General features: G+C 56.9%; 23 protein-coding genes. 12 read left to right on the forward strand and 11 right to left on the reverse strand.

Translation table 11 applies throughout. The annotated features are described in order from the left end of the window. Positions 1-84 precede the first annotated feature (84 nt). Genes yidC through B9Z42_RS16280 form a run of 5 tightly spaced genes read right to left on the reverse strand, consistent with a single transcriptional unit; the run spans position 85 to position 2842 of the window. Complete coding sequence (yidC, locus tag B9Z42_RS11745) at positions 85-1797, reverse strand: membrane protein insertase YidC (protein ID WP_100133584.1); 1713 nt, start codon at positions 1795-1797, stop codon at positions 85-87. Continuing rightward, on the reverse strand, positions 1794-2066 hold the full coding sequence (yidD, locus tag B9Z42_RS11750; protein ID WP_100133585.1) for a membrane protein insertion efficiency factor YidD: 273 nt from the start codon (positions 2064-2066) through the stop codon (positions 1794-1796). Before yidD ends, yidC begins: the two co-directional genes overlap by 4 nt. After that, a complete protein-coding gene (rnpA, locus tag B9Z42_RS11755; RefSeq protein WP_100133586.1) occupies positions 2063-2473 on the reverse strand; it encodes a ribonuclease P protein component in 411 nt (136 codons plus the stop codon). Before rnpA ends, yidD begins: the two co-directional genes overlap by 4 nt. Before the next feature lie 28 nt (positions 2474-2501). Beyond that, complete coding sequence (gene rpmH / locus B9Z42_RS11760) at positions 2502-2636, reverse strand: 50S ribosomal protein L34 (protein WP_005798102.1); 135 nt, start codon at positions 2634-2636, stop codon at positions 2502-2504. A gap of 50 nt (positions 2637-2686) precedes the next feature. Next, positions 2687-2842, reverse strand: coding sequence for a hypothetical protein (locus B9Z42_RS16280; RefSeq protein WP_158235948.1), 156 nt, complete (start codon positions 2840-2842; stop codon positions 2687-2689). Here B9Z42_RS16280 and dnaA point away from each other — a divergent pair. The 3 genes from dnaA (at position 2841) to gyrB (ending at position 8227) form a co-directional block, all read left to right on the forward strand. Continuing rightward, the gene (dnaA, locus tag B9Z42_RS11765; RefSeq protein ID WP_100133587.1) at positions 2841-4253 is read left to right on the forward strand and encodes a chromosomal replication initiator protein DnaA; all 1413 of its coding nucleotides are present in this window, start codon (positions 2841-2843) and stop codon (positions 4251-4253) included. The genes B9Z42_RS16280 and dnaA overlap by 2 nt on opposite strands. A gap of 235 nt (positions 4254-4488) precedes the next feature. After that, positions 4489-5595 carry a DNA polymerase III subunit beta gene (dnaN, locus tag B9Z42_RS11770; protein ID WP_100133588.1) on the forward strand — a complete coding sequence of 369 codons (1107 nt, stop codon included), beginning with the start codon at positions 4489-4491 and terminating at the stop codon, positions 5593-5595. Positions 5596-5662: 67 nt separating this feature from the next. After that, positions 5663-8227, forward strand: coding sequence for a DNA topoisomerase (ATP-hydrolyzing) subunit B (gene gyrB, locus B9Z42_RS11775; protein ID WP_100133589.1), 2565 nt, complete (start codon positions 5663-5665; stop codon positions 8225-8227). On the opposite strand, the gene B9Z42_RS11780 is transcribed toward gyrB, so the two are convergent. The 3 genes from B9Z42_RS11780 to B9Z42_RS11790 all read right to left on the reverse strand — a co-directional run bounded on the left by B9Z42_RS11780 (position 8224) and on the right by B9Z42_RS11790 (position 9888). Then, a complete protein-coding gene (locus tag B9Z42_RS11780; RefSeq protein ID WP_100133590.1) occupies positions 8224-8709 on the reverse strand; it encodes a Spy/CpxP family protein refolding chaperone in 486 nt (161 codons plus the stop codon). The genes gyrB and B9Z42_RS11780 overlap by 4 nt on opposite strands. A 124-nt stretch (positions 8710-8833) precedes the next feature. After that, on the reverse strand, positions 8834-9697 hold the full coding sequence (locus B9Z42_RS11785) for a pirin family protein (protein WP_100133591.1): 864 nt from the start codon (positions 9695-9697) through the stop codon (positions 8834-8836). Further along, positions 9694-9888 (reverse strand): heavy-metal-associated domain-containing protein, encoded by a 195-nt coding sequence (locus tag B9Z42_RS11790; protein ID WP_100133592.1) that lies wholly within the window; start codon positions 9886-9888, stop codon positions 9694-9696. Before B9Z42_RS11790 ends, B9Z42_RS11785 begins: the two co-directional genes overlap by 4 nt. Positions 9889-9921: 33 nt before the next feature. On the opposite strand from B9Z42_RS11790, the gene B9Z42_RS11795 reads away from it, so the two are divergent. Beyond that, positions 9922-12207, forward strand: a complete 2286-nt coding sequence (locus B9Z42_RS11795) for a cation-translocating P-type ATPase (RefSeq protein ID WP_233203627.1) — start codon at positions 9922-9924, stop codon at positions 12205-12207. 53 nt (positions 12208-12260) lie between these two features. Here B9Z42_RS11795 and B9Z42_RS11800 read toward each other — a convergent pair whose 3' ends face one another. The 3 genes from B9Z42_RS11800 to B9Z42_RS11810 are packed head-to-tail and all read right to left on the reverse strand — an operon-like array spanning position 12261 to position 17959. Next, positions 12261-15341, reverse strand: a complete 3081-nt coding sequence (locus tag B9Z42_RS11800; protein WP_100133594.1) for an efflux RND transporter permease subunit — start codon at positions 15339-15341, stop codon at positions 12261-12263. Beyond that, a complete protein-coding gene (locus B9Z42_RS11805; RefSeq protein WP_233203628.1) occupies positions 15338-16600 on the reverse strand; it encodes an efflux RND transporter periplasmic adaptor subunit in 1263 nt (420 codons plus the stop codon). Before B9Z42_RS11805 ends, B9Z42_RS11800 begins: the two co-directional genes overlap by 4 nt. Before the next feature lie 9 nt (positions 16601-16609). Continuing rightward, positions 16610-17959: a TolC family protein gene (locus tag B9Z42_RS11810; protein ID WP_233203629.1), complete on the reverse strand. Its 1350-nt coding sequence runs from the start codon at positions 17957-17959 to the stop codon at positions 16610-16612. Between the two features lie 84 nt (positions 17960-18043). Here B9Z42_RS11810 and B9Z42_RS11815 point away from each other — a divergent pair, with 84 nt between their 5' ends. The 8 genes from B9Z42_RS11815 (at position 18044) to B9Z42_RS11850 (ending at position 25875) form a co-directional block, all read left to right on the forward strand. After that, positions 18044-18742 carry a response regulator transcription factor gene (locus B9Z42_RS11815; RefSeq protein ID WP_100133595.1) on the forward strand — a complete coding sequence of 233 codons (699 nt, stop codon included), beginning with the start codon at positions 18044-18046 and terminating at the stop codon, positions 18740-18742. Beyond that, positions 18729-20138 (forward strand): sensor histidine kinase, encoded by a 1410-nt coding sequence (locus tag B9Z42_RS11820; RefSeq protein WP_233203630.1) that lies wholly within the window; start codon positions 18729-18731, stop codon positions 20136-20138. Before B9Z42_RS11815 ends, B9Z42_RS11820 begins: the two co-directional genes overlap by 14 nt. 61 nt (positions 20139-20199) lie before the next feature. Then, complete coding sequence (gene mnmG / locus B9Z42_RS11825; RefSeq protein WP_100133597.1) at positions 20200-22257, forward strand: tRNA uridine-5-carboxymethylaminomethyl(34) synthesis enzyme MnmG; 2058 nt, start codon at positions 20200-20202, stop codon at positions 22255-22257. 1 nt (position 22258) lies between these two features. Continuing rightward, entirely contained in the window at positions 22259-22924 is a 666-nt protein-coding gene (gene rsmG, locus B9Z42_RS11830; RefSeq protein ID WP_100133598.1) for a 16S rRNA (guanine(527)-N(7))-methyltransferase RsmG, read from the forward strand. A 30-nt stretch (positions 22925-22954) separates the two neighbouring features. Further along, positions 22955-23569 (forward strand): LysE family transporter, encoded by a 615-nt coding sequence (locus B9Z42_RS11835; RefSeq protein WP_100133599.1) that lies wholly within the window; start codon positions 22955-22957, stop codon positions 23567-23569. A gap of 24 nt (positions 23570-23593) precedes the next feature. Further along, the gene (locus tag B9Z42_RS11840; RefSeq protein ID WP_100133600.1) at positions 23594-24391 is read left to right on the forward strand and encodes a ParA family protein; all 798 of its coding nucleotides are present in this window, start codon (positions 23594-23596) and stop codon (positions 24389-24391) included. A gap of 28 nt (positions 24392-24419) precedes the next feature. Next, positions 24420-24968: an alpha/beta hydrolase gene (locus B9Z42_RS11845; RefSeq protein ID WP_199172052.1), complete on the forward strand. Its 549-nt coding sequence runs from the start codon at positions 24420-24422 to the stop codon at positions 24966-24968. Continuing rightward, complete coding sequence (locus B9Z42_RS11850) at positions 24958-25875, forward strand: ParB/RepB/Spo0J family partition protein (RefSeq protein ID WP_100133602.1); 918 nt, start codon at positions 24958-24960, stop codon at positions 25873-25875. The genes B9Z42_RS11845 and B9Z42_RS11850 overlap by 11 nt, the downstream gene beginning before the upstream one ends. Positions 25876-25882: the final 7 nt, after the last annotated feature.

Below are 25882 nucleotides of genomic sequence, written 5' to 3' on the forward strand. Positions count from 1 at the left end.
TGGATTGTCCAGAAAAAAACCCGCCACCCTTTCGGACGGCGGGTTTTCAAAGGCTTGAAAGCACAGAAGCTTTCAAACTTTGTTTTAGAACTTAGGCATGTTGAATTGCGGTGGCACACCCATGCTCGTGTTGATGAACCACTGCTGGGCAATGGACAGCACGTTGTTGGTGATCCAGTACAGCACCAAACCTGCGGGGAAGAAGAAGAACATCACGCTGAAGGCCAGCGGCATGATCCACATCAACTTGGCTTGCATGGGATCTGGCGGCGCGGGGTTCAACGCGGTTTGCAACAGCGTGGTCAACGTCATCACCAAGGGCAAGATGAAGAAAGGATCGGGCGCAGCCAAGTCATGAATCCAACCCACCCAAGGTGCGTTGCGCATTTCAACGGTGGACAAGAGCACCCAGTACAAAGCGATGAACACAGGAATCTGAATCGCGATGGGCAAGCATCCACCCATGGGGTTGACCTTTTCTTCGCGGTAGATTTTCATCATCTCCATTTGCATTTGCTGGGGGTTATCTTTCAGGCGCTCGCGCATTTCCATGATGCGTGGGTTGACGGCCTTCATCTTGGCCATGCTCTTGTAGGCATGGGCATTCAAGCCGTAAAAACCAATTTTGAGCAGCAACACCAAGGCGACGATGGACCAACCCCAGTTGCCTATGATTTTGTGAATTTGGTCAAGCAACCAATACAAAGGCTTGGCCATGATGGTGAGCCAACCGTAGTCTTTGACCAATTCAAAGCCTGGGTAAAGGGCTTCGAGTTTGTTCTCTTCTTGTGGGCCAGCGTAGAAAGTAGCAGCCACGCTTTTGGATTCGCCGGGTTTGATGGCGTCCAACGGCGCAATCAAAGTGGCGCGGTAACAGCAATCGGCCGTAGAAGAACCGATGTCCACCGCGTCCATCGAAATGTCACGCTTCAAGCCATCAGGCAAGATCCAAGCGCTGACAAAGTAATGCTGAACCATGGCAATGTAGCCATTGGTCGATTGCTTTTCGATGTCGATTTTTTTCTTTTTGATGTCGGTAAATTCCGCTTTTTGATACTTCTTGGCGTCGGTATACACCGCTGGGCCTGTGAAGGTGGAATAAAACGCCGACTCACCCACGGGCTTATTGCCATCGCGCACCAATTGGAAATACAACTGGGGTGACACCTCTTGGGCGCTGGTGTTGACGATGTCGTGTTTGACCGCCATGTCGTAAGCACCGCGTTTGAGCGTGTAGGTTTTGACCAATTTCACACCGCCCTGTGAGGCAGACTCGAACGTGATGGTCAGTGTTTGGGCGTCGGCTTGCAGTTTGCGTGCACCGGGCAAAACTTTCATCACGCTTTTGTGGTTGGGCATGGCATCGCCTGGGACGCTTGCAATCAAACCGGTTTGAGCCATGTAGACGCGTTCTTTGCTGTCATCCAACAACACCACGTTACGGCCAGGGTTCAACACATCTGCTTGGGCCAAGAACTCGACACGCGACAAGGTACCGCCTTCTGTATCAAACGTGAGTTTGAGCACATCGGTTTCGACCTCAACCATCTCTCTGGATGTCGATGATTTGACTTCGCTGACAGGAACCATGCCGGGTTTCGCGGGAACAGCCGCTGGAATGCCTGCGGCTTGGGGCACGTCAGACGCGGGCTTTGTGGCAGCCGCCACTTGTGCTTGCTGTGCAGGTGTTGGGAAGAAGGTGGCTTTTTGGCCATTAAAGACCTGCCATTGGTCCCACAACAGGACCATGGAAAAACCAAAAATCACCCACAAAATGGTGCGGCGAATGTCGTTCATGAAGAGTTCTTTCCGGAGTTGGAAGATGTCGAAGAAGTCAAAAATGCAAGCGATGTCTGCGGAACAGGATCATGTCCGCCCACGCACCATGGGTGACAACGACCCAAACGGCGTAACGTCAAATAACTGCCGTGCGCTGCGCCATGTTGTGACAAAGCTTCTATCGCATAGACCGAGCAAGTGGGCTCAAACCGACATGCTGAACCGAGCCAAGGACTGAGTAACAGTCGATAGGCTCGAACGCATCGGATGAGGAACATTTGCATCATGGCGAAATAGCTTTGCCAAACAACTGTGTCAGTTCTTCGCGAACTGCAATTTTCAAAGCGTCGGATGACGCGCTGATGAATTTTTGGGTGTCAAACGTAGTTCGCAAGCGCACCACATAAGGTGTTGGCCTCAATTGGGCTGCAAACTCTTGCGACACGCTGTGGATCTGACGCCGGATCAAATTGCGCGTGACCGCGCGTTTGGCCCATCGCTTGGGCGTCAAGGCACCCAACATCAAAACATCGAGCGAAAACAGGGCCGGAGTTTTTTCAAACTCTGGCCCTGCCAAATTTGTCTGCGTGGGACGCCACTGATGCAACACAAAGTGCGGCGTTCGAGCCACACTGCCTGCTGCCATGACAGCCTGAAACTCCGTCCACTGCGTCAGACGTTCCACGGCGCTCACGTCGCGGGCCTGTTCAGTGGCTGGAGAATTAGACAGCCAAACGCTTGCGGCCTTTGGCGCGACGTGCGTTGATGACAGCACGGCCGCCACGTGTTTTCATGCGGACCAAGAAGCCGTGTGTACGGGCGCGGCGTGTTTTAGAAGGCTGGTAAGTGCGTTTCATGATGATTCCAAATATCTAGACCCTGTAGATCAGGGAAACCCAAGATTATCTCAAATTTTTAAGCACCCCTGAATTTTCTTGATAGAAGGCCAGAACTCAGCAAGTTTGAAGGCCGAAAAATTTTTACCGTGACCTGTGGATAAAAGTTTGATAAAGTGCGTTTCCGCGGGAATTTTTACCCAGCTATCCACAGAAAAATAATTCATGATTCAGGGTATTCCTTCCTCTGCCAACAACGACCCGTCATCAGGAATGGGCGATGGTTTATGGCAAAGCTGTGTCGACCAGCTCGCACAAGAACTACCAGAACAGCAGTTCAACACATGGATCAAACCCCTGCAAGCCACTGTTGCTGAAAATTTCAGCAAAGTGGTTATTTTGGTGGGCAATCGCTTCAAATTGGATTGGGTGCGCGCACAGTACGCCAACCGCATTGCCGCGCTATTGCATCAGCTTTATGGACAACCGATTCAAGTTGAGTTGGCCATCACGCCCAAAGAAGCACCCGTGAAAACACGCGTTGTCTCGTACACGCAAGAGTTGGAATCGTTGCCAGAGAGCTTTGTCGGCATTGAAGAAGCAGCGCCCTCAGGCCCACGCACACGCCTCAACACCGCACTCACCTTTGACAGCTTGGTCGAAGGTACCGCCAACCGCATGGCCCGTGCAGCCGCACTGCATGTGGCCACCATGCCCGGCCAGTTGTACAACCCCTTGTTCATTTACGGCGGCGTTGGCTTGGGCAAGACCCATTTGATGCACGCTGTGGGCAACAAAATGTTGGCTGAGCGCCCAGACGCCAAAGTTTTATACATCCATGCGGAGCAATTTGTGTCGGACGTGGTGAAAGCCTACCAGCGCAAAACCTTTGACGAGTTCAAAGAGCGTTATCACTCCCTAGATTTGCTGCTGATTGACGACGTTCAGTTTTTTGCCAACAAAGAACGCACACAAGAAGAGTTTTTCAATGCGTTTGAGGCCTTGCTGGCTAAAAAGTCACACATTGTGATGACCAGCGACACCTATCCCAAAGGTTTGACCGATATTCACGAGCGTTTGGTTTCGCGCTTTGACGCAGGCTTGACGGTTGCGATTGAACCACCCGAGCTAGAAATGCGTGTGGCTATTTTGATCACCAAAGCACGCAACGAAGGCACGGAGATGCCCGAAGAAGTGGCATTTTTCGTTGCTAAAAACGTGCGTTCGAACGTGCGTGAGCTCGAAGGTGCCCTGCGCAAGATCTTGGCTTATTCGCGTTTTAACCAAAAAGAAATCTCGATTCAGCTCGCTCGCGATGCGCTGCGAGACTTGTTGTCTATCCAAAACCGTCAAATCTCTGTCGAGAACATTCAAAAGACGGTGGCTGATTACTACAAGATCAAAGTCGCAGACATGTACTCCAAAAAGCGGCCTGCCTCGATTGCCAGACCTCGCCAGATTGCGATGTACTTAGCCAAAGAGCTGACTCAAAAAAGTTTGCCAGAAATTGGTGAATTGTTTGGCGGACGTGATCACACCACCGTGTTGCATGCCGTTCGCAAAATCACGGCAGAACGGCAACAACTCACCGAACTTAACCAACAACTCCATGTGCTCGAACAGACACTTAAAGGCTAAATCTTCAATGTCGCATAACCCTGTGGATAGTTTTTGAACAACACCCCAGTTATCCACAGACTAAAGCACCATCACAAAGTTATCCAGTTTTGAGAGACAGCACAGAAGCAAGCTTGCCAACACCCTTCAAAGTGATCCAAGTGCTTGAAAAAAAAGAGGAAAATGCTGTTTTCCACAGAAACCTGCTGTGCTTATCTACTACTACTACTTTAAATAAAGAAAACAAGAGGAAGAGATGATCGTTCTGAAAGCTACGCAAGACAAAGTTTTGGCCGTATTGCAATCTGTCGCTGGCATCGTTGAACGACGCCACACACTGCCCATCTTGGCTAACGTACTGATTCGCAAAACGGGCAGTTCTTTGCAACTGACGACCAGCGATTTGGAAATCCAAATCCGCACAACAGCAGAACTCGATGGAGACCTAGGTAACTTCACCACCACGGTGGGTGCACGCAAGTTGATCGACATCTTGCGAACCATGCCTTCTGATCAAACGGTGAGTTTGGAATCGAGCCAAAGTAAATTGATTTTGAAAGGCGGAAAAAGCCGCTTCACCTTGCAAAGCTTGCCTGCAGAAGACTTTCCTCTGGTGCAAGAAGCAGCCAACTTTGGTCCTGCATTCAGCGTGCCTCAGAAGACTTTGAAAGAGTTGTTAAACCAAGTCTCTTTCTCCATGGCTGTTCACGACATCCGTTATTACCTCAACGGCATCTTGTTTGTGGCCGAAGGCAAACAACTGAGCTTGGTGGCCACAGACGGTCATCGCTTGGCATTTGCTTCTGCCATGTTGGACGTGGAAGTGCCACGCCAAGAAGTCATCTTGCCGCGCAAGACAGTGTTGGAAATGCAACGCCTGTTGAGCGACAAAGAAGGTGCCATTGACATGCAGTTCGCCAACAACCAAGCCAAGTTCACGTTCGAAGGCATGGAGTTCGTCACCAAGTTGGTCGAAGGCAAGTTTCCCGATTACAACCGTGTGATTCCTAAGAACCACAAAAACACCATCACCATGGGTCGCACAGCATTGCTGGCAACCTTGCAGCGCACGGCCATCTTGACCAGCGACAAGTTCAAAGGCGTTCGCTTGAACTTGGAGCCCGGTGTCTTGCGTGTGGCATCTAGCAATGCGGAGCAAGAAGAGGCCGTGGACGAGCTCGAAATCGACTACGGCGGTGATGCCATCGAAATTGGTTTCAATGTGACCTATTTGATCGACGCCTTGACCAATATGGACCAAGACATGGTTCAAGTGGACTTGGCCGATTCGAACAGTTCTGCGCTCATCACAATTCCTGGTAACGACACGTTCAAGTACGTGGTGATGCCAATGCGCATCTAAGCGCCACTGATTATTTTTTTCCCGACAGAATTCGCAGTGCCTTGTGCACTGCGCACGAATATTTGCTATGACCGAACCTACTCAAATTCCTGAAACTCCCATCACACCTCCAGCCGGTGAAGGCTATGGCGAAGGATCGATCCAGATTCTTGAAGGACTTGAGGCCGTTCGTAAGCGCCCAGGTATGTACATTGGCGATACGTCCGATGGTTCAGGCTTGCACCACTTGGTGTTTGAGGTGGTCGACAACTCGATTGACGAAGCCTTGGCAGGTCATTGCGATGACATCGTGGTCACCATCCACAGCGATAACTCCATCAGCGTGACTGACAACGGTCGCGGCATTCCCACCGGTGTGAAGATGGACGACAAGCACGAGCCAAAACGCAGCGCTGCTGAAATCGCCTTGACCGAGTTGCATGCTGGCGGCAAGTTCAACCAAAACAGCTACAAGGTGTCGGGTGGTTTGCATGGCGTGGGTGTGTCTTGCGTGAACGCACTGTCGAAATCTTTGCGTTTGGTGGTACGTCGCGAAGGCAAAGTGCACACCTTGGAGTTTTCCAAAGGCTTTGTGCAAAACCGCATCATTGAGGTGGTGAACGGCGTAGAAGTTTCACCCATGCGCGTGACGGGTGAAACTGAGAAGCGCGGCACAGAAGTTCACTTCTTGCCAGACACCGAAATCTTCACCCAAAACACAGATTTCCATTACGAAATCTTGAGCAAGCGTTTGCGCGAACTGAGCTTCTTGAACAACGGTGTGCGCATTCGTTTGATGGACGAACGCACCGGCAAAGAAGACGACTTTTCGGGTGCGGGTGGCGTTAAAGGTTTTGTGGACTTCATCAACTCTGGCAAAAAAGTGTTGCATCCCAACGCTTTTTATTCAGAAGGTGAACGTCCTTCCGAAACGTATGGCGGTATTCCCGGCACCAGCATTGGCGTAGAAGTGTCCATGCAGTGGAACGATGGTTACAACGAGAACGTGCTGTGTTTCACCAACAACATTCCGCAACGTGACGGCGGTACCCATTTGACGGGCTTGCGCGCGGCTATGACACGCGTGATTAACAAATACATCGAAGAACACGAGTTCGCTAAAAAAGCCAAAGTCGAAGTGACGGGCGACGACATGCGTGAAGGCTTGTGCTGCGTGTTGTCGGTGAAAGTGCCTGAACCCAAGTTCAGCAGCCAGACCAAAGACAAACTGGTGTCCAGCGAAGTGCGTGCGCCTGTGGAAGACATCGTGGCCAAAGCTTTGAGCGATTACCTCCAAGAACGTCCCAACGATGCCAAGATCATTTGCGGCAAGATCGTGGAAGCAGCACGCGCCCGTGAAGCGGCTCGTAAAGCCCGCGAGATGACACGCCGTAAAGGTGTGCTCGATGGCATGGGCTTGCCGGGTAAGTTGGCTGATTGCCAAGAAAAAGACCCAGCGCTGTGCGAAATCTACATCGTCGAGGGTGACTCCGCCGGTGGTTCCGCCAAGCAAGGCCGTGACCGTAAATTCCAAGCGATTCTGCCTTTGCGCGGCAAGATTTTGAACGTTGAAAAAGCGCGTTACGAGAAGCTGTTGACCAGCAACGAAATCTTGACGCTCATCACGGCCTTGGGCACCGGCATTGGCAAAGCCAGTGCCGAGTCTGGCAAGTCAGCGACCGATGACTTCAACGTCGACAAGCTGCGTTACCACCGCATCATCATCATGACTGACGCGGACGTGGACGGTGCGCACATCCGCACGCTGCTGCTCACGTTCTTCTATCGTCAAATGCCAGAGTTGGTCGAGCGCGGTCACATCTACATTGCGCAACCACCGCTTTACAAAGTCAAAGCTGGCAAAGAAGAGCTTTACTTGAAAGATGCGTCGGCACTCGACGGTTTCTTGCTGCGTATTGCTTTGAAAGAAGCCAGCATCACCACCGGTGGCGCGAACGCACAAACCTTGAGTGGCGACACCTTGGCTGAGTTGGCGCGTAAGCACCAGTTGGCTGAAGCTGTCATTGCACGTTTGAGTGGTTTCATGGACGCAGAAGCTCTGCGCGCTATCGCCGATGGTGTGTCGGTCAACCTCGACACGGTGGCCGATGCCCAAGCGTCTGCTGAAGCGATGCAAGCCAAGTTGCGCGAATTGGGCAGTGGCTCAGAAGCGTCGGGTGAGTTTGACGTGCGCACTGACAAACCGATTTTGCGCATCAGTCGCAGCCATCATGGCAACGTCAAGAGCAGCATCATCACGCAAGACTTTGTGCATGGTGCCGACTACGCCGCCTTGGCCGAAGCTGCACAAACCTTCCGCGGTTTGTTGAGCGAAGGCTCACGCGTGCAGCGTGGTGAAGGTGAGCGCGCCAAAGAAGAAAAAGTCAGCGACTTCCGTCAAGCCATGAAGTGGTTGATTGGCCAGGCCGAAAACGCCACGGCACGTCAACGCTACAAGGGCTTGGGCGAGATGAACCCTGCGCAGTTGTGGGAAACCACGATGGACCCCACCGTGCGTCGTTTGCTGCGTGTGCAAATCGACGATGCGATCGAAGCCGACCGCGTGTTCACCATGCTGATGGGTGACGAGGTGGAGCCCCGTCGTCACTTCATTGAAAACAACGCCTTGCGCGCTGCCAACATCGACATTTAATCGCGCTTACCCTTCCAGCGTGTTTGCTCTGGGAGTGTTTCAGCGTCAAACACTTTCTGTTGTTCGACGCTGAGTTGGTTGTAGAAGGTTCGCGTCGCTTCCGTGCGTTGCTTGATATGGGCTTGCATCGCCGCCAAATTGGCTTCATGCACCACACCCATTTTTTCCATGCGCTCAGGTGTGCTCAATTTGGCCAACACCTCACGTTCGATCTGTTGTCCAAGTGGTTTTGCAGGTACTTTCATACCTTCTACAAACGACCTCCACGCCGGTTCTTGCACTTCTGTCAGATGCAGCTTAGCTTTCAGTTCAACCTGACGTTTTTCCCAATGCTTCACCAGGCGCTCATGCATGCGGCCTTCGTTGTGGTGCATGCCCATTTCACCCATCATCGGTTGGGCTTGTGCGGACACCGCAGTCGCTAAGCCTGCACTAGCCAACAAAACGGAGAGTGCCAAACGGGATGTGTTCAAACGGTTCATAAAAGTTCCTTGAAGTCAAAAGCGAGATGCCTCTGTCAAGTTCTGACTGTGAACCGTCTATGCGCCGCGTCTGTGCGCTAAGCAACAACTGACGTCAAGTTGTGTGATGTGCGAATTACGTTGTTCAGTCCATCAAGCCCGCACGAAAATCGTCCACAGCTTGCACCAGTTCTTCGCGCGTGTTCATCACAAATGGGCCGTATTGCGCAATGGGTTCGCCCAAAGGTTGTCCGGCGATCAAAATCGCCCGCGTGTTGGCTTGTGCACGCAACACCACCCCGTTGCCTTCGTTGCGCAACACAGCCATGCGCTGCACCGGGACGGTGGTCGCTTGATGGCCTTGCACCACCTCTAAGCTGCCTCGGTAGACATAGATGAAAGCGTTGTGTGTGGCGGGCAGGGTTTGCTCAAAGACGGTGTCGTTTGCATGAGGAAACTGCACGTCCAAATAAACAGGGTGGGTGTGTTCGCGCTGCACCGCACCATCCACGCCATGTGAGGCACCGGCGATCACGCGCACCAACACGCCGTTGCCGGTGGTGACTTCAGGAATGTCGTCGCTTTGAATGTCACGGTAGCCAGGCGCACACAGTTTGTTTTGGCTCGGCAAGTTCAACCAAAGCTGAAACCCTTCCATCGCACCTTCTTCTTGCTCTGGCATTTCGCTGTGGGTCAGGCCACGGCCAGCGGTCATCCATTGCACGCCACCGTTTTGTAGCAGTCCTTCGTTGCCTGCGCTGTCCTTGTGACGCATGCGCCCTGCGATCATGTAGGTCACGGTCTCGAACCCGCGGTGGGGGTGGTTGGGGAAACCGGCAATGTACTCGTCGGGCTTGTCGCTGCCAAAGGCGTCGAGCATCAAGAAGGGGTCGAGCCGAGTTTGTAAGTCATGGGTCAACACGCGGGTCAATCGCACGCCCGCGCCGTCTTGTGTGTCTTGACCTTGCACCAAGCGTTCGACACCGCGGCTCTGTGTGACCGCACTCATGCGACGACGTAGCCTTCTTCGGCAATCACATGGGCCACGGTTTCGCGCGCTTGTTCGGTCTGCACCACCACTGTGTCGTGGCTTCGGTCGATCTGAACTTGTGCCTGTGTATCCAAACGCAACACCGCTTTTTTGATCGCCATTTCGCAATGCCCGCAGGTCATGCCATGAACTTGAAATGTGTGTTCCATAAGTCGCTCCTCATAAAGATGTAACCTTAACGCATGAATGAATTGTCTTGCGATATCGGTATTGGAGGCATGACCTGCGCTTCGTGTGTCTCACGCGTGGAGCGCGCCATCGCCAAAGTGCCGGGGGTGCAATCGGTCAGTGTCAACCTGGCCACGGAGTCAGCGCGCGTGACGTGGGCCGAGTCGGCTACTCGTAGCCGTGATGCGCCAAGTTCGGATGCAGGCATGGCCCCAGATACCCAAATTCAACAAGCACTCCTGCGTCGTGCCGTGCGTGATGCAGGCTACGAGCCCCTTGCAGCGGAGCATTTAGAGCTGTCTCCAGCGGGTGCATGGGCAGGTTTCGCGCCTGTGGCCATCGGCTTGCTGCTCAGCGCGCCCTTGGTCTTGCCCATGTTGGGTGATGCTTTGGGCCAGCACTGGATGCTGCCCGCGTTGTGGCAATTTTTGCTGGCCACGCCTGTGCAATTCATCCTCGGTGCACGCTTTTACAAAGCCGGTTGGCATGCCTTGCTGGCGGGCAGTGGGAACATGGATTTGTTGGTCGCTTTGGGCACATCCGCAGGCTGGGCCTTGTCGGTTTGGCTGTGGCTCAGCGCGCCCGCAGGGGCGATGGTGCATTTGTATTTTGAAGGTTCAGCCGTGGTGATCACGCTGGTGCTGTTGGGCAAATGGTTGGAAGCACGCGCCAAACGCCAAACCACCGATGCCATTCGCGCGCTGCACGCCTTGCGCCCTGCCCGCGCACGCGTGATTGGCTTAGATGGTGAAATGGAGATTCCCATCGACGAACTGTTGGTGGCTGACCGCGTGGTGGTGTTGCCGGGTGAGCGCTTTGCGGCAGATGGCGTGGTGTTGGAAGGTCAAACGCAGGTCGATGAATCGATGTTGACGGGCGAGCCTTTGCCCGTGTCCAAAACGGTCAACGGCGTGGTCACCGGTGGCAGCATCAATGGCGACGGGCGCGTGGTGGTCAAAGTCACGGCGACGGGCACAGCCACCGTGCTGGCCAACATCATCCGTTGGGTGGAAGACGCCCAAGCGGCCAAGGCGCCCATTCAGCGTTTGGTAGACCAAGTGTCTGCGGTCTTCGTGCCGGTGGTGTTGGTGTTGGCCGTGTGCACCTTGGGCGGCTGGTGGTGGACGGGGCACAGCGTGGAGGTGTCGTTGATCCATGCGGTGGCGGTGCTGGTCATCGCCTGCCCCTGTGCCCTGGGTTTGGCCACGCCTGCGGCCATCATGGCGGGCACCGGTGTGGCGGCGAAATTCGGCATTCTGATCAAAGATGCTCAAGCGTTAGAGATTGCGCACCGCGTGGACACGGTGGCCTTTGACAAAACGGGAACGCTCACGATTGGACAGCCACGCTTGCTTTCTCTTTCGGTGGTCGATGAACTTCAACCCGGCGACTCTTTCAATGCGGCTTGGTTGGCTCTCACCGCCAGCCTGCAAAGTGGCAGCGAACATCCCTTGGCGCACGCCGTGGTGCAAGCGGCCAAAGCCCAAGTGTTGAGCCTGACATCGCCCACCGATGTGCGTGCCGTGCCCGGCTTTGGCAGCGAGGGCACCGTCGGAGGTCGGGCCTTGTTGTTAGGCAGCCTGCGCTGGATGGACGTGTTGCAGGTCCCAGAAGGTCCCTGGCGAGCGCAAGCGGCCGTATTGCAAGCGGCGGGCGCCTCTGTATCGGTTTTGGTCGAACGCGCGCCACAGGGCCTCCTAGCCCGTGCCGTGCTGGCTTTTGGTGACGAACCCAAGCCGGGTGTGCAAGTGGCCTTGGCCCAACTGCGCGAGCGTGGTTTGCGTTTGGTCATGATTTCTGGCGACAACGCGGGCGCAGCGCAAGCCATGGCCGCCCGTTTGGGCCTGCGTCCTGACGAAGTGCATGCCAACGTCATGCCCGGCGACAAGGCTGCGTTGGTGCGTCAACTTCAACAAAACGACGACGGCCCTCCGCATGTGGTGGCTTTTGTGGGCGATGGCATCAACGACGCGCCAGCCTTGGCCGCCGCCGATGTGGGCCTCGCCATGGCCAATGTGAGTGTGCATGGCCAAGGCGGTGGCACGGATGTGGCCATGAACGCCGCAGGCATCACGCTGATGCGCGGTGATGTGGCGTTGGTGGCCGGTGCGCTTGACATTTCGGCGCGCACCGTCGCCAAGATTCGGGAAAACCTGTTTTGGGCCTTTGCCTACAACGCGGCAGGCATTCCGCTGGCTGCCATGGGTTACCTGAGCCCTGTGGTGGCGGCTGCGGCCATGGCGCTGAGCTCGGTCAGCGTCATGACCAATGCCTTGTTGCTCAAGCGGTGGAAGCCTTAAAGCAAAAAGCTACAGCAGGGCTGCTGTGGCTTTTTGCATCGTGTTGAAGCGGTTTAGGCTTCTTTGGGCGCATGCAAGGGCTTGTTCGAGAACCAAGCCACATACAGCGCAGGCAACACCACCAAAGTCAGCAGTGTCGCGGTAAACAAGCCGCCGATCACGACAATCGCCAAGGGTCGTTGAGTTTCAGAGCCAATGTCGTGGCTCAGCGCCATGGGCAGCAAGCCCAAAGCCGCCAGCATAGCGGTCATCAAGACCGTGCGCAAACGTTGCAACGCGCCCTCTTTGACAGCGTCAATCACGGTGTAGCCCGCGTTGCGCAGTTGTTGAAAGACCGACAGCATCACCACCCCGTTGAGCACCGCTTGCCCCGACAGCGCAATGAAGCCAATCGCCGCCGATACCGACAGAGGAATGCTGAACATCCACAGCGCCACAAAGCCGCCAATCAGCGCTAAGGGCACGTTGATCAAAATCAGCCCGGCGGTTTTGAACGAGCCAAATGCGTCGAACAGCAGCACAAAAATCAACAGCAGCGAGATGGGCACCACCACGCCCAAGCGTTGCATGGCGCGCTCTTGGTTCTCGAATTCGCCGGACCAGGTGACGGCGTAGTTGTCGGCCACTTTCACATTTTTCTCGACGCGTGCCTTCATGTCTGCCACGACCGATCCCATGTCGCGACCTTTGACAAAGATGCCAATCGCCATCGTGCGACGTCCTGCTTCGCGGGCGATGTTCATCGCGCCACTGCCTTGGCGAATGGTGGCTACGTTTTCTAGCGTGGCGTAGCCGCCGCCGGGCAGTGCAATAGGTGTGGTTGCCAAGTTGGCGACAGTGCGTCTGTCGCCAGACAAGCGCAGCACCACGGTGAACTTGCGTTCGCCTTCCCAAATTTGGGTGGTGGCGCGTCCGGCCAATGCCGATTCGATCACGTCCTGAATGTCACCCACGTTGAGGCCCAAACGCGCCGCGCGGTCACGGTCGATGTCGACAATGAGTTGAGGCACCTCGCCCAAGCGGTCAATCTCAGCGCGTTGCACACCCACAACGTGCTTGAACTCGCGTTGCATGGCTTCGGTGGTGCGGCGCAGTTCGCCCAAATCATCCCCCGAAACCTTGACCACGATTTGGCCCTTGATCTGCGAAATCGATTCCAGCACGTTGTCGCGAATCGGCATCGAGAACGCAGGGTCGACGCCGGGGATGATGGCCAGTTTTTGGTCCATCTCTTCAATCAGCAAATCACGCGTCATGCCTTTGCGCCATTCCTCGACGGGCTTCACATCCACAAACACCTCCGCCATGCTGAGGGTTTTTGGGTCGGTGCCATCTTCGGGCTGACCAGCTTTAGAAACGACGGTGCGTACTTCAGGAATGGTCATCAGTTGCAAGCGCGCCTTGCGCAGCACCTTGGCGGCTTCTTCCTGCGAGACGCTGGCGGGCATGTCCCAGTTGACCCAGAACGTGCCTTCGTTGAGTTCCGGCAAAAACTCCGAGCCTAAATGCGCCGCTGCTACGACGGACAAGGCAAAACCACTCAAGGCAATCGCCACCACTTGGCGCGGTTTGTCGATGGCCCAGCTTAGCACTGGCTCGTAAACGCGCTTGGCCCAAGACACTAAGCCGTTGTCGCCGTGTGGAATGCCTTTGCGCAGCATCCAGTAGGAGAGCAAAGGCACGAGCGTGAGTGAGAAGATCAAGGCGCCAATCAGCGCCGTTGTCACTGACAACGCCATAGGCTGAAAGATGCGGCCCTCATGGCGTTGCAACGCAAAAATAGGGATGTGCGCCGCAATGATGATGAGCATCGAAAACACGGTGGGGCGGCCGACCTCGCTCGCAGCGTTGGTGATGAGGGCGCGCCGCTCCTTTTCGTTCATGCCTTCACCGCGTTGCGCCAAGCGGTGCATGATGTTTTCCACCACGATGACCGCACCGTCGACGATGATGCCGAAGTCCATGGCGCCCAAGCTCAGCAAGTTGGCAGGCACACCCAAAATTTTCAGGCCCAAAAAAGTCGACAGTAAGGCAAGTGGGATGACGATCACCACTGCCAATGAGGCACGCATGTTTGACAAAAACAGATACAGCACTAGCGACACCAGCAGCGCGCCTTCGACCAAATTTTTGAAAACCGTGGTGAGGGTTTTGTCCATCAGCCAAGTGCGGTCGTAAAACGGGACGATTTGCACGCCTTTTGGCAACACGCGTTTGTTGAGGTCGTCAATTTTTTCTTTCACGCCCTTCAACACCACGCTGGGGTTTTCACCTTTGCGCATGATGATGATGCCCGTCACCACATCGTCATCCATGTCTTGGCCCACGGTGCCTAAGCGTGGTACAGCGCCTATGGCGACACGGGCTACATCGCGCACCAGCACGGGGGTGTTTCCACGTGAAGTCACGACGATGGTGCCAATGTCATCCGCCGAGTGCAGCAAACCGATACCGCGAATGGCGAACTGTTGCGCGCCCTGTGCCACGTAGCTGCCGCCCGCGTTGGCATTGCCTCGGCCCAAGGCCTCTTGCAGGTCTTGCAAGGTGAGTTTGAAGGCGCGCAGTTTTTGTAAATCAGGCTGTACTTCGTATTGTTTGATGAAGCCGCCCATGCCCACCACGTCGGCCACGCCCGGGATCTGGCGCAAGGTGCGTTCTACGGTCCAGTCTTGGATCGTTCGTAAGTCGGTGGAGGTTTTGCCGTCGCCTTTGAGGCGGTAACGCATGACTTCACCCACGGGGGTGGCGTTGGGCATCACGTTGGCTTGAACGCCGGGCGGCAAGTCCACGCCGCTCAGTCGTTCGTTGACTTGTTGACGCGCTAAGTTGACTTCTGCTTTGTCATCGTAGGTGACCACGGTAAAGGACAAACCAAACTGTGTGTGCGAAAACACGCGAATCGAGTTCGGTAGTCCGGAGAGGGCAACCTCGATGGGCAAAGACACTTCTTTTTCGACCTCTTCGGCGGCGCGTCCTGGGTAGAGCGCGATCACCGTCACTTGCGTGTCGGTGACGTCGGGAAAGGCTTCGACAGACAGGTTTTTAAAGGCGAATACGCCCGCCATCACAAAGAGCAAGGTGCCCAGCAGGATGAACAGCGGCTGGTTCAGCGCGTAGTGAATCAGGCGCTTCATTTTTTCTCTGCCGTGGTGGGCGCCGGCGCTTGTTGGCCCGGTGCGGGCGTTTGCTGCATGGCGTGGTCTTGCGCGTTGCGGAACTCACGGGCTAACAACAAGCCGTTCTCTTTGACCACCAAATCGCCGGCTTGCAAGCCTTGCACGACCAACACCTCTTGCAGGCCTTCGTAGCCCAGTTTGACTTGACGGGGCTCAAACACGCCCGGTTCGGTTTGCACATAGGCCCATTGTTCGGTGCCACGCAGCTGCACTGCGCTGGCGGGCACCAACACGCCGGCCGCCAGCTTGCGTTCAATTCGGGCGGTGCCCAGCATTTCGGCTTTGAGTTGGCGTTGGGCGTTGTCGATCACGGCCCGAACTTTGATGGTGCGTGTGGTGCTGTCAATGAAGTCGCCCGTGGCGGCGATCTTGGCTTGGAAGTTTTGACCAGGGAAGTTGGGCAGGCTCAAGCTGATGCTGGTGCCCGGCTTGAGCGAGGCCACATCAGACTCGTGCGCGTCAATTTGCACCCACAACACGCTGGGGTCGCTCACCACAAAGAGGGCGGGGTTGCCGGGGCCGCTTTGGTCGGGGCGCACTTCTTGGCCCGCGCTCAAGTTGCGCTCCACCACCACACCGCGCACGCTCGATGCCAATCCCAGTTGTTGATTCACGCCGGTGCTTGCGCCGTAGAGGCTGGTACGGGCTTGTGCGCGTGCCACTTCGGCTTGGGCGCGTGCAGCCTCCGCTTCGGCGAGCTCGAGGTCTTTGCGCGACACGATGCCGGCTTCAAACAGTTCTCGTTGGCGGACCAGGTTGCGCTCGGTCATTCGCGCATCGACTTGGGCTTTGGCGGTGTCGGCTTGGGCCGCGCCAAACTCGGGCGATGCCAAGGTGGCCAGCACTTGACCCACTTGCACGCTTTGGCCAATGTCGGCTTTGAGCTGCGCCACGCGCCCTGCAAACGCGGGGTAGATGCGTTGGGTGCGCTCTTCGTTCCACACCAAACGCGCGGGCAACTCAATGGTCACGCTTTGTGCGGCCACGGCAGGTGCTGTGCCCAGCAAGGCGATTTGTGGGTGACCGGCGGGAAAGCGCAGCTGTTGACCTTGCACGATGGGTTGAGGCGTGGCGGCGGCGTGTGGCGCCTCTTGTCCGCTCAGGCTGTAACCCAAGACCAATAAGGCGATCACGGCGGCGATGGCGCTGTAGCGTTTGGTCGGGGTGTTCAGGAAAGAGGTGTTTGTGTCGCTCATGGCGTTTTTGTGTTCAGACATGGTGTTCTTTTAGCGGCTGATGTTGGCGGTACGCAGGTCCCAGACCACGCTGGATTTGGCAAAGTCGGTGCGCGCAAGGGTTGCTTCAATCAAGGTATTGCGCAGCGTGCGCCGCGCGTCGATCAAGTCGGTGAGTGATGAAGCGCCTTTGGTGTAAGCCACCTCGGCTTGTTCGGCCACGCGGCGTGCGCGGGGCATGATGTCTTGGGCGTACAAGGTTTCACGTTGCACCGCGGTGCGCAACTCTTCGAGCAAACGTTGCAATTCAGCGCGTGCGTCTTGTTTGGTTTTTTCGGCGACGTCTTGGGCTTGGGTGAGCTGTGCTTGAGCGCGGCCAATTTCACCTTCAAAGCCGTAGCCCCATTGCAGCGGCACCGAAAAGCGCAGCTCTAAGCTGCGGCGTGACACGCGGGGGTCGTGGTCCAAGCTGCTGCCGACGGTGACATCGGCTTTCTTTTGTGACATGGCGAGGTCGAGGCTGGCTTGCGCGGCTGCGACCCGCTCCAGCGCCGCTTTGACATCGGGGCGTTGCTCGACCCATGTTTCGGGGATGTTGCTGCTCAATGGGGCGGTTGGCAATGCGGGCCAATCGGCGGCGATGTGCCACCGTGTGAGGTCAACGCGTAAGGCGGTCAGTTGACCGAGCAGCAAAAGGGCGCGTTGTTGGTCGAGCTGCGCGCTGTGGGCATCGGCTTGGGCGCGTTGGGCCTCGATTTCGAGGCGTGCGGTGTCTTGTGCCGACAAGTCTCCAGCCTTCAAGCGCAGGCCTGCACTTTTGGCCAGCATCAAGGCGCTGTTGGCGAGCGCGTGCATTTCGCGGTTGCGTTCTCGTGCGGCCAGCAAATCAAAGTAGGCCGACGCGGCACCGGCCTGTTGCACCTGCACCATGTCTTGCAGGTCTGCTTGTGCGGCATTGGCCAAACGACCCGCGCTTTGGGTGCGCAAGGCGCGTTTGCTGCCGCGTTCCCAGGTCCAGTCAATGCCGCCTGATTTGTCGATGTTTTTTTGCCCAAAAGGACCGGGGCCGATGCCTTGGTTGCCGTTCACGCCGCTGTCTAAATACATCTGGCTGGTTTTGGCGTTGAAGATGGGAAAGGGCGCGCGGTCGGCGGCCAGCACGTCGGCTTTGGCGGCTTCAGCGGCTTGGCGCGTGATGGCGACGTCGAAGTTGTTGCGGGCTGCTTCTAAGACGCGGGTCAGGCCCAAGGTTTCTGTGTGCGTTTGTGCCATGGCTTGGCCTTGGCTCAAGCTCAAGGCGGTGACGATGACGGCGGTCCATGTCGCAGCCACGGCGGTGCGCAACGAGTGGTGGGATGCTGCCCGTAAACGGCTTAGGCGTAGGTTATGTCGTATGCTCATCCCCACTTTATCGTCGATGCTGCCTGACCAGTTCCTGACCACGCAGCCCAACCCTGTCGCCCTAAATCCTGTCTTTTTAAACGCGTGCGAATTTTGCTCATTGAAGATGATGCCGTCTTGCAAACGGTGATGCTGCGCAGCTTGAGCGATGCGGGTCATCGTGTGGACGCTGCCAGCCACCTCGAAGAGGCCGCGCATTTTTGGCAGGTCCAGAGCTATGACGCTGTGCTGTTGGACTTGAATTTGCCCTTAAACGGCCAAGCCCATGCCGCCCAAGGCAGCGGTTTGCAATTGCTGCGCAACGCGCGTGCCCGCGGCGACCGCACCCCCGTGCTGGTGTTAACAGCACGCAATCGCACCGACGAGCGCATTGCTGGTTTGGATGCAGGTGCCGACGATTACTTGGGCAAGCCCTTTGATTTAGAAGAGGTGGAGGCACGTCTGCGTGCCTTAGGTCGGCGCGCACAGGGCGCCGACGATGTGGCGCGTGTCGGTCGCTTGGTGCTGCACCGCAAAAATCGCCGCATCTTGCTGGATGAGGACGACTTGGCCTTGCCCGCACGCGAGTTCGAAGTGTTGTGGGAGCTGATGACGCCGCCGGGTCGGGCCGTCAGCAAGCGCATCTTGTCCGATAAGTTGTCGAGCTTTGACGAGTCTTTGGGTGACAACGCGCTGGAGGCGTTCATTTCGCGGTTGCGCAAAAAATTGGCAGACAGCGGTGCCACCATTCGGACCTTGCGCGGCATTGGTTATGTGTTGGAGGCGCCGCGTGACCCCGCCTGATCGTCTGCGTCTTAAGCCGTCCTTGCGCAACCGGTTGTTGCGCCATGTGTTGCTGCCATTGGCGTTGACGTGGTTGATGGGTTCGGCTTTGGTGGTGGGGGTGGCCTCGTACTTCATGCAGCAGGCCTATGACCGCGCTCTGCTAGACGATGCTTACTTGGTGGCCAGCCATGTGCGCCGTTCGGCTGATGTGGACTTGGGTGGCTTGGCGTTGAGTTTGTCGGCGCAAGAGATGAGCACGGTGCTTTTTGACCAAAGTGAGTCCTTGTTTTTTGCGGTGTTGCGCCCCGACGGCTCGATGTTGGCGGGGCATGCGGGTTTGCGCCCGGCTTCTTTGAGCAGCACGGCGACGCCTCAATTTAGCACTTTAGATTACCAAAATAACAAGCTTCGTGGCGTGACCATTCACCGTCAGCAGCCCGCTGATTTTTATGTGGTCATGGCGCAAACCACCGCCAGTCGCGACCGCTTGTTGCAGCGTTTGCTGGTGTTCTCAATCGCACCGTTGGTGCTGTTGTTGATGGGTTTGGCTGCTTGGTTGCAACGTGCCATTGAGACCGACTTGGTCCCCTTGGCCGATTTAGAGCAGGCTTTGGGGCAGCGTGATGCCCGTGACCTCACGCCTGTGCCCGTGTCTGGCAGCACGCGCGACGTGCAGCGTTTGGGGCAGGCGATCAACGCCCTGTTGGGGCGCATTGCTTTCAGCGTGCGGGCGCAGCGCGAGTTCTCTGGCAACGTGGCGCATGAGTTGCGCACGCCCTTGGCAGGCATTCGTGCCTTGGCTGATTACGGCTTGCGCCACCCCGATCCGAAGGTGTGGCGCGAACAGTTGGCGGGCATTGCCCAAAGCCAAGCCCGAGCCAGCCATTTGGTAGACCAATTGTTGGCGCTGGCCTTGGCGGATGAGTCGCATCAGAGTTTGGTGCAACAGCCGGTTTTTTTAGATGTCTTGGTGCGTGAGGCCGTGTTGCGCTTTTTGCCCCGCGCTGATGCTGCTCACGTTGATTTGGGCGCGCGTGGTGTTGAGAGCCCCGTGCAGGTGATGGGCAATGCTGCGTTGATCGAGGGTGTGCTGAATAACCTGTTGGACAACGCTTTGCGCTACGGTCGCGCCGAGGTGGGTGAGAGCCACATCACCGTGTCGGTGGTGCAAGCGCCGCAAGCGGTGGTGCTGTCGGTGAGCGACAACGGGTTGGGTGTGTCTCAGGCCCAACTCACGCAACTGTCGCGTCGCTGGGTGCAGGGCTCTGCGGGTGAGGCCTTGAAAGAAGGTTCGGGTTTGGGCTTGGCCATCGTCAGCGAATATGTGCGTTTGTTAGGCGCGCGCGTGACGATGCACAACGATAGCCCCCATGGCCTGCGCGTGACGGTCACGTTTGAAACCCCCTCCTTGTAAAATTGCGTTCTGCTAGGCAGGGCGGCGCACAGCCCCTGCATCCCCCCAAAGGTTGGTTTTTATGTTGTACCCCGAAGAATTTGATGTCATCGTTGTTGGCGGAGGCCATGCCGGCACAGAAGCCGCGCTTGCGTCTGCGCGCATGGGCGCGAAAACATTGCTGCTGTCACACAACATCGAGACCTTGGGGCAGATGAGTTGCAACCCCTCGATTGGTGGCATTGGCAAAGGGCACTTGGTGAAAGAGGTGGACGCTTTGGGCGGCGCGATGGCCTTGGCCACCGATGAGAGCGGTATTCAGTTCCGCATCTTGAACAGCTCCAAAGGGCCAGCTGTGCGTGCGACCCGCGCCCAAGCCGACCGCATTTTGTACAAAGCGGCCGTTCGTCGCATGTTGGAGAACCAACCGAACTTGTGGCTGTTTCAGCAAGCCGTGGACGACTTGATGGTGGAGGGTGACCGCGTGGTCGGCGCCTGCACGCAAGCGGGTATTCGCTTTCGCAGCCGCACCGTGGTGCTGACTGCTGGCACATTTTTGGATGGAAAGATCCATGTGGGCTTGAATAACTACGCCGGTGGCCGTGCGGGTGACCCGCCGGCGCTCAGTTTGTCGGCGCGTCTCAAAGAGTTGAAACTGCCACAAGGCCGCCTGAAAACCGGCACGCCCCCGCGCATCGATGGGCGCACGATTGACTTCAGCCAATGCACCGAGCAACCCGGTGACGGCGTGGCGAACCAAACCACCACCGGCGCGCCGTCTGCGGGCGTGTTGGGCGAGGTGCCGGTGTTCAGCTACATGGGTCGCGCGTCCATGCACCCGCAGCACATGCCGTGCTGGATCACCCACACGAACGAGCGCACCCACGACATCATTCGCTCCGGCTTTGACCGCAGCCCCATGTTCACCGGCAAGATTGAGGGCGTGGGGCCACGCTATTGCCCCAGCGTGGAAGACAAGATCAACCGCTTTGCGGACAAAGACAGCCACCAAATTTTCTTGGAGCCTGAAGGTCTGACTACCCATGAGTACTACCCCAACGGCATCAGCACCAGCTTGCCGTTTGACATTCAGTACGACTTGGTGCGCTCTATGAAAGGCTTGGAAAACGCCCACATCATTCGCCCCGGCTACGCCATTGAGTACGACTACTTTGACCCGCGCGAGTTGAAGCGCTCGTTCGAGAGTCGCGCCATCGCCGGTTTGTTCTTTGCCGGACAGATCAACGGCACCACGGGTTACGAAGAGGCGGCGGCACAAGGTTTGTTCGCAGGCATCAACGCAGCACTCCAGTGCCGCAGCTTGGCCGGTGCAGCCAATGACTTTGGTGGCGCATGGATGCCTGGTCGCGATCAAGCCTATTTGGGCGTGATGGTGGATGACCTGACGACCAAGGGCGTGACCGAGCCGTACCGCATGTTCACCAGCCGTGCCGAGTTCCGCTTGCAGTTGCGTGAAGACAATGCCGATATGCGCTTGACCGAAGTGGGCCGACAAATGGGCTTGGTCGACGACGCACGCTGGGACGCGTTCAGCCGCAAGCGCGATGCTGTTTCACGTGAAACAGAACGACTCAAGTCTACTTGGGTGAATCCCCGCAACTTGTCTGCCGCCGAGTCTGAGCGGGTGATGGGCAAGGCCATTGAGCACGAATACAGTCTGGCTGATTTGTTGCGCCGCCCGGATGTGAGCTACCAGGGCTTGATGTCGTTGGACGCAGGCAAATATCAAAACGCCGAGTTGGTCGAAGGCATGGCAGGCGGCGACGTTTCACGTGAAACAACGCGTGCTGTGATTGAGCAGGTGGAGATTGCCGCCAAGTACTCGGGCTACATCGACCGCCAGCGCGACGAGGTGCAGCGCGCTGCCCAATACGAAAATTTGATCCTGCCTGAATCCTTGGACTACGAGCAAGTCACCGCCTTGTCGATTGAGGTGCGTCAGCGCCTGACCCGTTTCCGTCCTGAGACTTTGGGGCAAGCCTCACGCTTGTCGGGCATCACGCCTGCGGCCATCTCGTTGTTGCTGATCCACCTCAAGCGTTCGCGCGTGAAGGGGTTTGCGGCAGAGGCGGGCGCCGATGCGGCGACCTCTGCACAAGCCGCCTCCGAGGCCAACTGAGATGCATCCTTTGAGAGACAAGTTGCGTGTGGGTTTGCAAGACTTGGGCTTGCTGGTGGACGATGAGCGTCAAGCCCAATTGCTGGCCTACATGGATTTGATTGCCAAGTGGACCAAGGTTTACAACCTCACGGCAGTGCGCGATGCCGACGAAATGCTCACCCACCACTTGCTCGACAGCTTGGCGGTGATCGCGCCCTTGCGTCGTGAGTTGGCTAAGCTGGACCTTGCTGAACAACCATCGACATCATCCACTTTTCGCTTGCTAGACGTGGGTGCAGGCGCAGGCTTGCCCGGCGTGGTCATTGCCATCACGTGTCCAGACGTGCAAGTGACCTGCGTGGACACCGTGGCCAAGAAAGCGGCGTTTGTTCAGCAAGTGGCCGCTACCTTGCGCTTGCCTAACCTCAAAGGTTTGCACGCACGGGTGGAGTCTTTGACGCAACCGTTCGATGTGGTGTGTTCGCGTGCTTTCGCTTCCTTGGTGGACTTCACCACTTGGTCTAAGTCTGCTTTGGCACCCCATGGCGTGTGGATGGCGATGAAGGGCAAGCACCCTGAGCAAGAGATGGCGGCTTTGCCCGAAGGCATCGAAGTGTTTCACGTGGAACAACTTCTCGTGCCTGGTTTGGATGCGGACCGCTGCATCGTCTGGTTGCGGGGTTAAACTGCCCCCTCTTCTGCTTTTGAGGTTTCCATGTTCGGTATTGCCGACTACGGCGCTTTCGTCGTTGCCATCATTGTTTTTTTAGCGATCCCGGGGCCTGGCAATTTGGCCTTGGTGACCGCAACAGCCAAAGGTGGTCTGCGTGGCGGCATGGCTGCTACCTTGGGCGTGATAGCGGGTGATCAAGTTCTGCTCTGGTCTGCTGTTGCAGGCGTGGCCGCCGTGCTGGTGGCGAGCCCTTCGGTGTTCTCGGTCGTGCAGTGGGTGGGTGCTGCGTATTTGGCGGGGCTTGGTTTTTCGTTGTGGAAAGCCAAAATTGGTGATGCCCCCGTGCTTAACATGACCCCGCACCATTACTTTCGCCAAGCACTGTTTATCACGGTGTTGAACCCCAAAGCGATTGTGTTTTACATGGCGTTTTTTCCGCTGTTTGTGACACCCGCTATTCATCAAGGTTGGCTCACATTCGCTGTGATGGCCGCAACCATCGCCACATTGACCTTGGGTTATGGTTTGGTGGCTGTTTTGTTGGCGTATTTTCTGGCAGCGCGTGTGCGCGCCAATCCGCTCATTGGGCTGATGCTGAACAAAATCGCGGGCGTGCTGTTGATGGGTTTTGGCCTCAAGCTGGCTTTCTTCAATTAATTTCTCCTTTCACGAAAGCCCTTCATGGCCAAAATTTTCTGTGTTGCCAATCAAAAAGGTGGTGTCGGCAAGACCACCACCACGGTCAATTTGGCGGCGGGCTTGGCCAGCGTGGGGCAGCGTGTGTTGATGGTCGACTTGGACCCGCAGGGCAACGCCACCATGGGCTCGGGTGTGGACAAGCGTCAATTGGAATTGACGGTCTACGATGTCTTGCTCGAATCAGCCAGCATCGTCGAAGCTCGCGTGCGCAGCAACTGGGGCGACGAAGGTGCGCGCGCCAAAGCCGCTACCTACGATGTGCTCGGTGCCAACCGCGACTTGGCCGGTGCCGAAGTCGAAATGGTCGATTTGGAGCGTCGAGAAAATCGCCTCAAGCAGGCGCTGGCCAGCGTCAAAGATGAATACGACTTTGTGCTCATCGATTGCCCACCCTCGTTGTCCATGCTCACCCTGAATGGTTTGTGCAGCGCGCACGGCGTGATCGTGCCCATGCAGTGTGAGTACTTCGCGCTCGAAGGCCTGACCGATTTGGTCAACACCATCAAGCAAGTGCACGCCAACCTGAACCGCGATTTGAAGATCATTGGGCTGTTGCGCGTCATGTTCGACCCGCGCATCACCCTGCAACAACAAGTCAGCGACCAGCTGCGCGACCACTTTGGCGACAAAGTGTTCAACGCCGTCATCCCGCGCAATGTGCGTTTGGCCGAAGCCCCGAGCTATGGCTTGCCCGGCGTGGTGTTTGACCCGTCCGCCAAAGGCAGCCAAGCCTTTGTGGAGTTCGCGCAAGAGATGGTGGAACGTGTCAAAAAGCTTTAACCACACAGGCGCATCGAAGGCCTCCGTGATGCCGCAAGTGCTGTTGTTGCCCGGCTGGCACAACAGCGGGCCCGCGCATTGGCAAAGTCTGTGGCAAGCCGAATATGGCTACGTCCGCGTCGAGCAGCACAGCTGGGATCGGCCCTTGCGCGGTGACTGGCTGTCGCAGCTCGAAGAGGCCGTTTTGCAGTACCCAGAGAGCGTGTTGGTGGCGCACAGCCTAGGCTGCATTCAAGTGGCGGCATGGGCAGCGCATTCGCGCAATACCGACCGTGTGAAGGGCGCATTGTTGGTGGCCCCGTGTGACGCAGAGCGGCCCGAAATGCAAAACATCTTGCACAGCTGGCACCCGATCGTGCGCGAGCGCATGCCGTTCCCCAGCATCGTCGTCACCAGCCGCAACGACCCGTATTGCAGCTTCATGCGGGCCAGTGCGCTGGCTCACGCGTGGGGCTCGTCCATGGTCGATGGCGGCATGGGCGGCCACCTCAACGCCGACTCGCGCCTTGGCAACTGGCCCCAAGGCCACGCCCTGTTACAACAATTACTCGAAAAAGAAGTTACCCATGGTCACTAAAAAACCCAAAGGCCTAGGCCGCGGCCTCGAAGCTTTGCTCGGCCCTAAAGTGGACGATGCCGCCGCCGCCGTGGCAGCCGCCAACGATGGCTTGCCCACCACCTTGTTGTTGACCGACATGGTGCCTGGCATGTACCAGCCGCGTACACGCATGGACGAGGGCGCTTTGTACGAGTTGGCTGAGAGCATCAAAGCCCAAGGCATCATGCAGCCGATTTTGGTGCGTCAGTTGGTGGATGGGCCCAACGCGGGCAAGTACGAAATCATCGCCGGTGAGCGTCGCAGCCGCGCTGCCAAACTGGCCGGTTTAGACCGCGTGCCTGTGCTGGTGCGCGACGTGCCCAACGAGGCCGCCGCCGCCATGGCGCTGATTGAAAACATCCAGCGCGAAGACCTTAACCCGCTGGAAGAAGCCCAAGGCTTGCAGCGCCTCATCAAAGAGTTTGGCCTCACGCACGAGCAAGCCGCGCAAGCCGTAGGCCGCTCGCGCAGTGCCGCCAGCAACCTGTTGCGCCTCATCAACTTGGCCGAGCCTGTGCAAGGCATGTTGATGGCCGGTGACATTGACATGGGCCACGCCCGTGCCTTGTTGTCCCTAGACCGCGCCACGCAGATCACGGCGGCCAATCAGATCAGCGCCAAAAACATGTCGGTGCGTGAAGCCGAGAGCTTGGTCAAAAAACTCAGCGCCGAATTCAACTTGGTGCCCCAAAAACCGAAGAAAGAAAAGTCGCGTGATTTGAAGCGCGTCGAAGAAGAACTGTCGGACTTGCTGATGGCTCAGGTGGAGGTGCGCATCAAGAAACGTGTGAAACGCCACGGTCGCATTGAAGAAATGGGCGAGTTGGCCATCCAGTTTGGTTCGCTGGAAGAACTCAATGGGCTGATCGACAAACTGCGCAGCTAAAACGTTG

This window comes from Limnohabitans sp. B9-3 (genome assembly GCF_002778325.1).
In the GTDB taxonomy this organism is placed as follows: Bacteria; Pseudomonadota; Gammaproteobacteria; order Burkholderiales; family Burkholderiaceae_C; genus Limnohabitans; species Limnohabitans kasalickyi.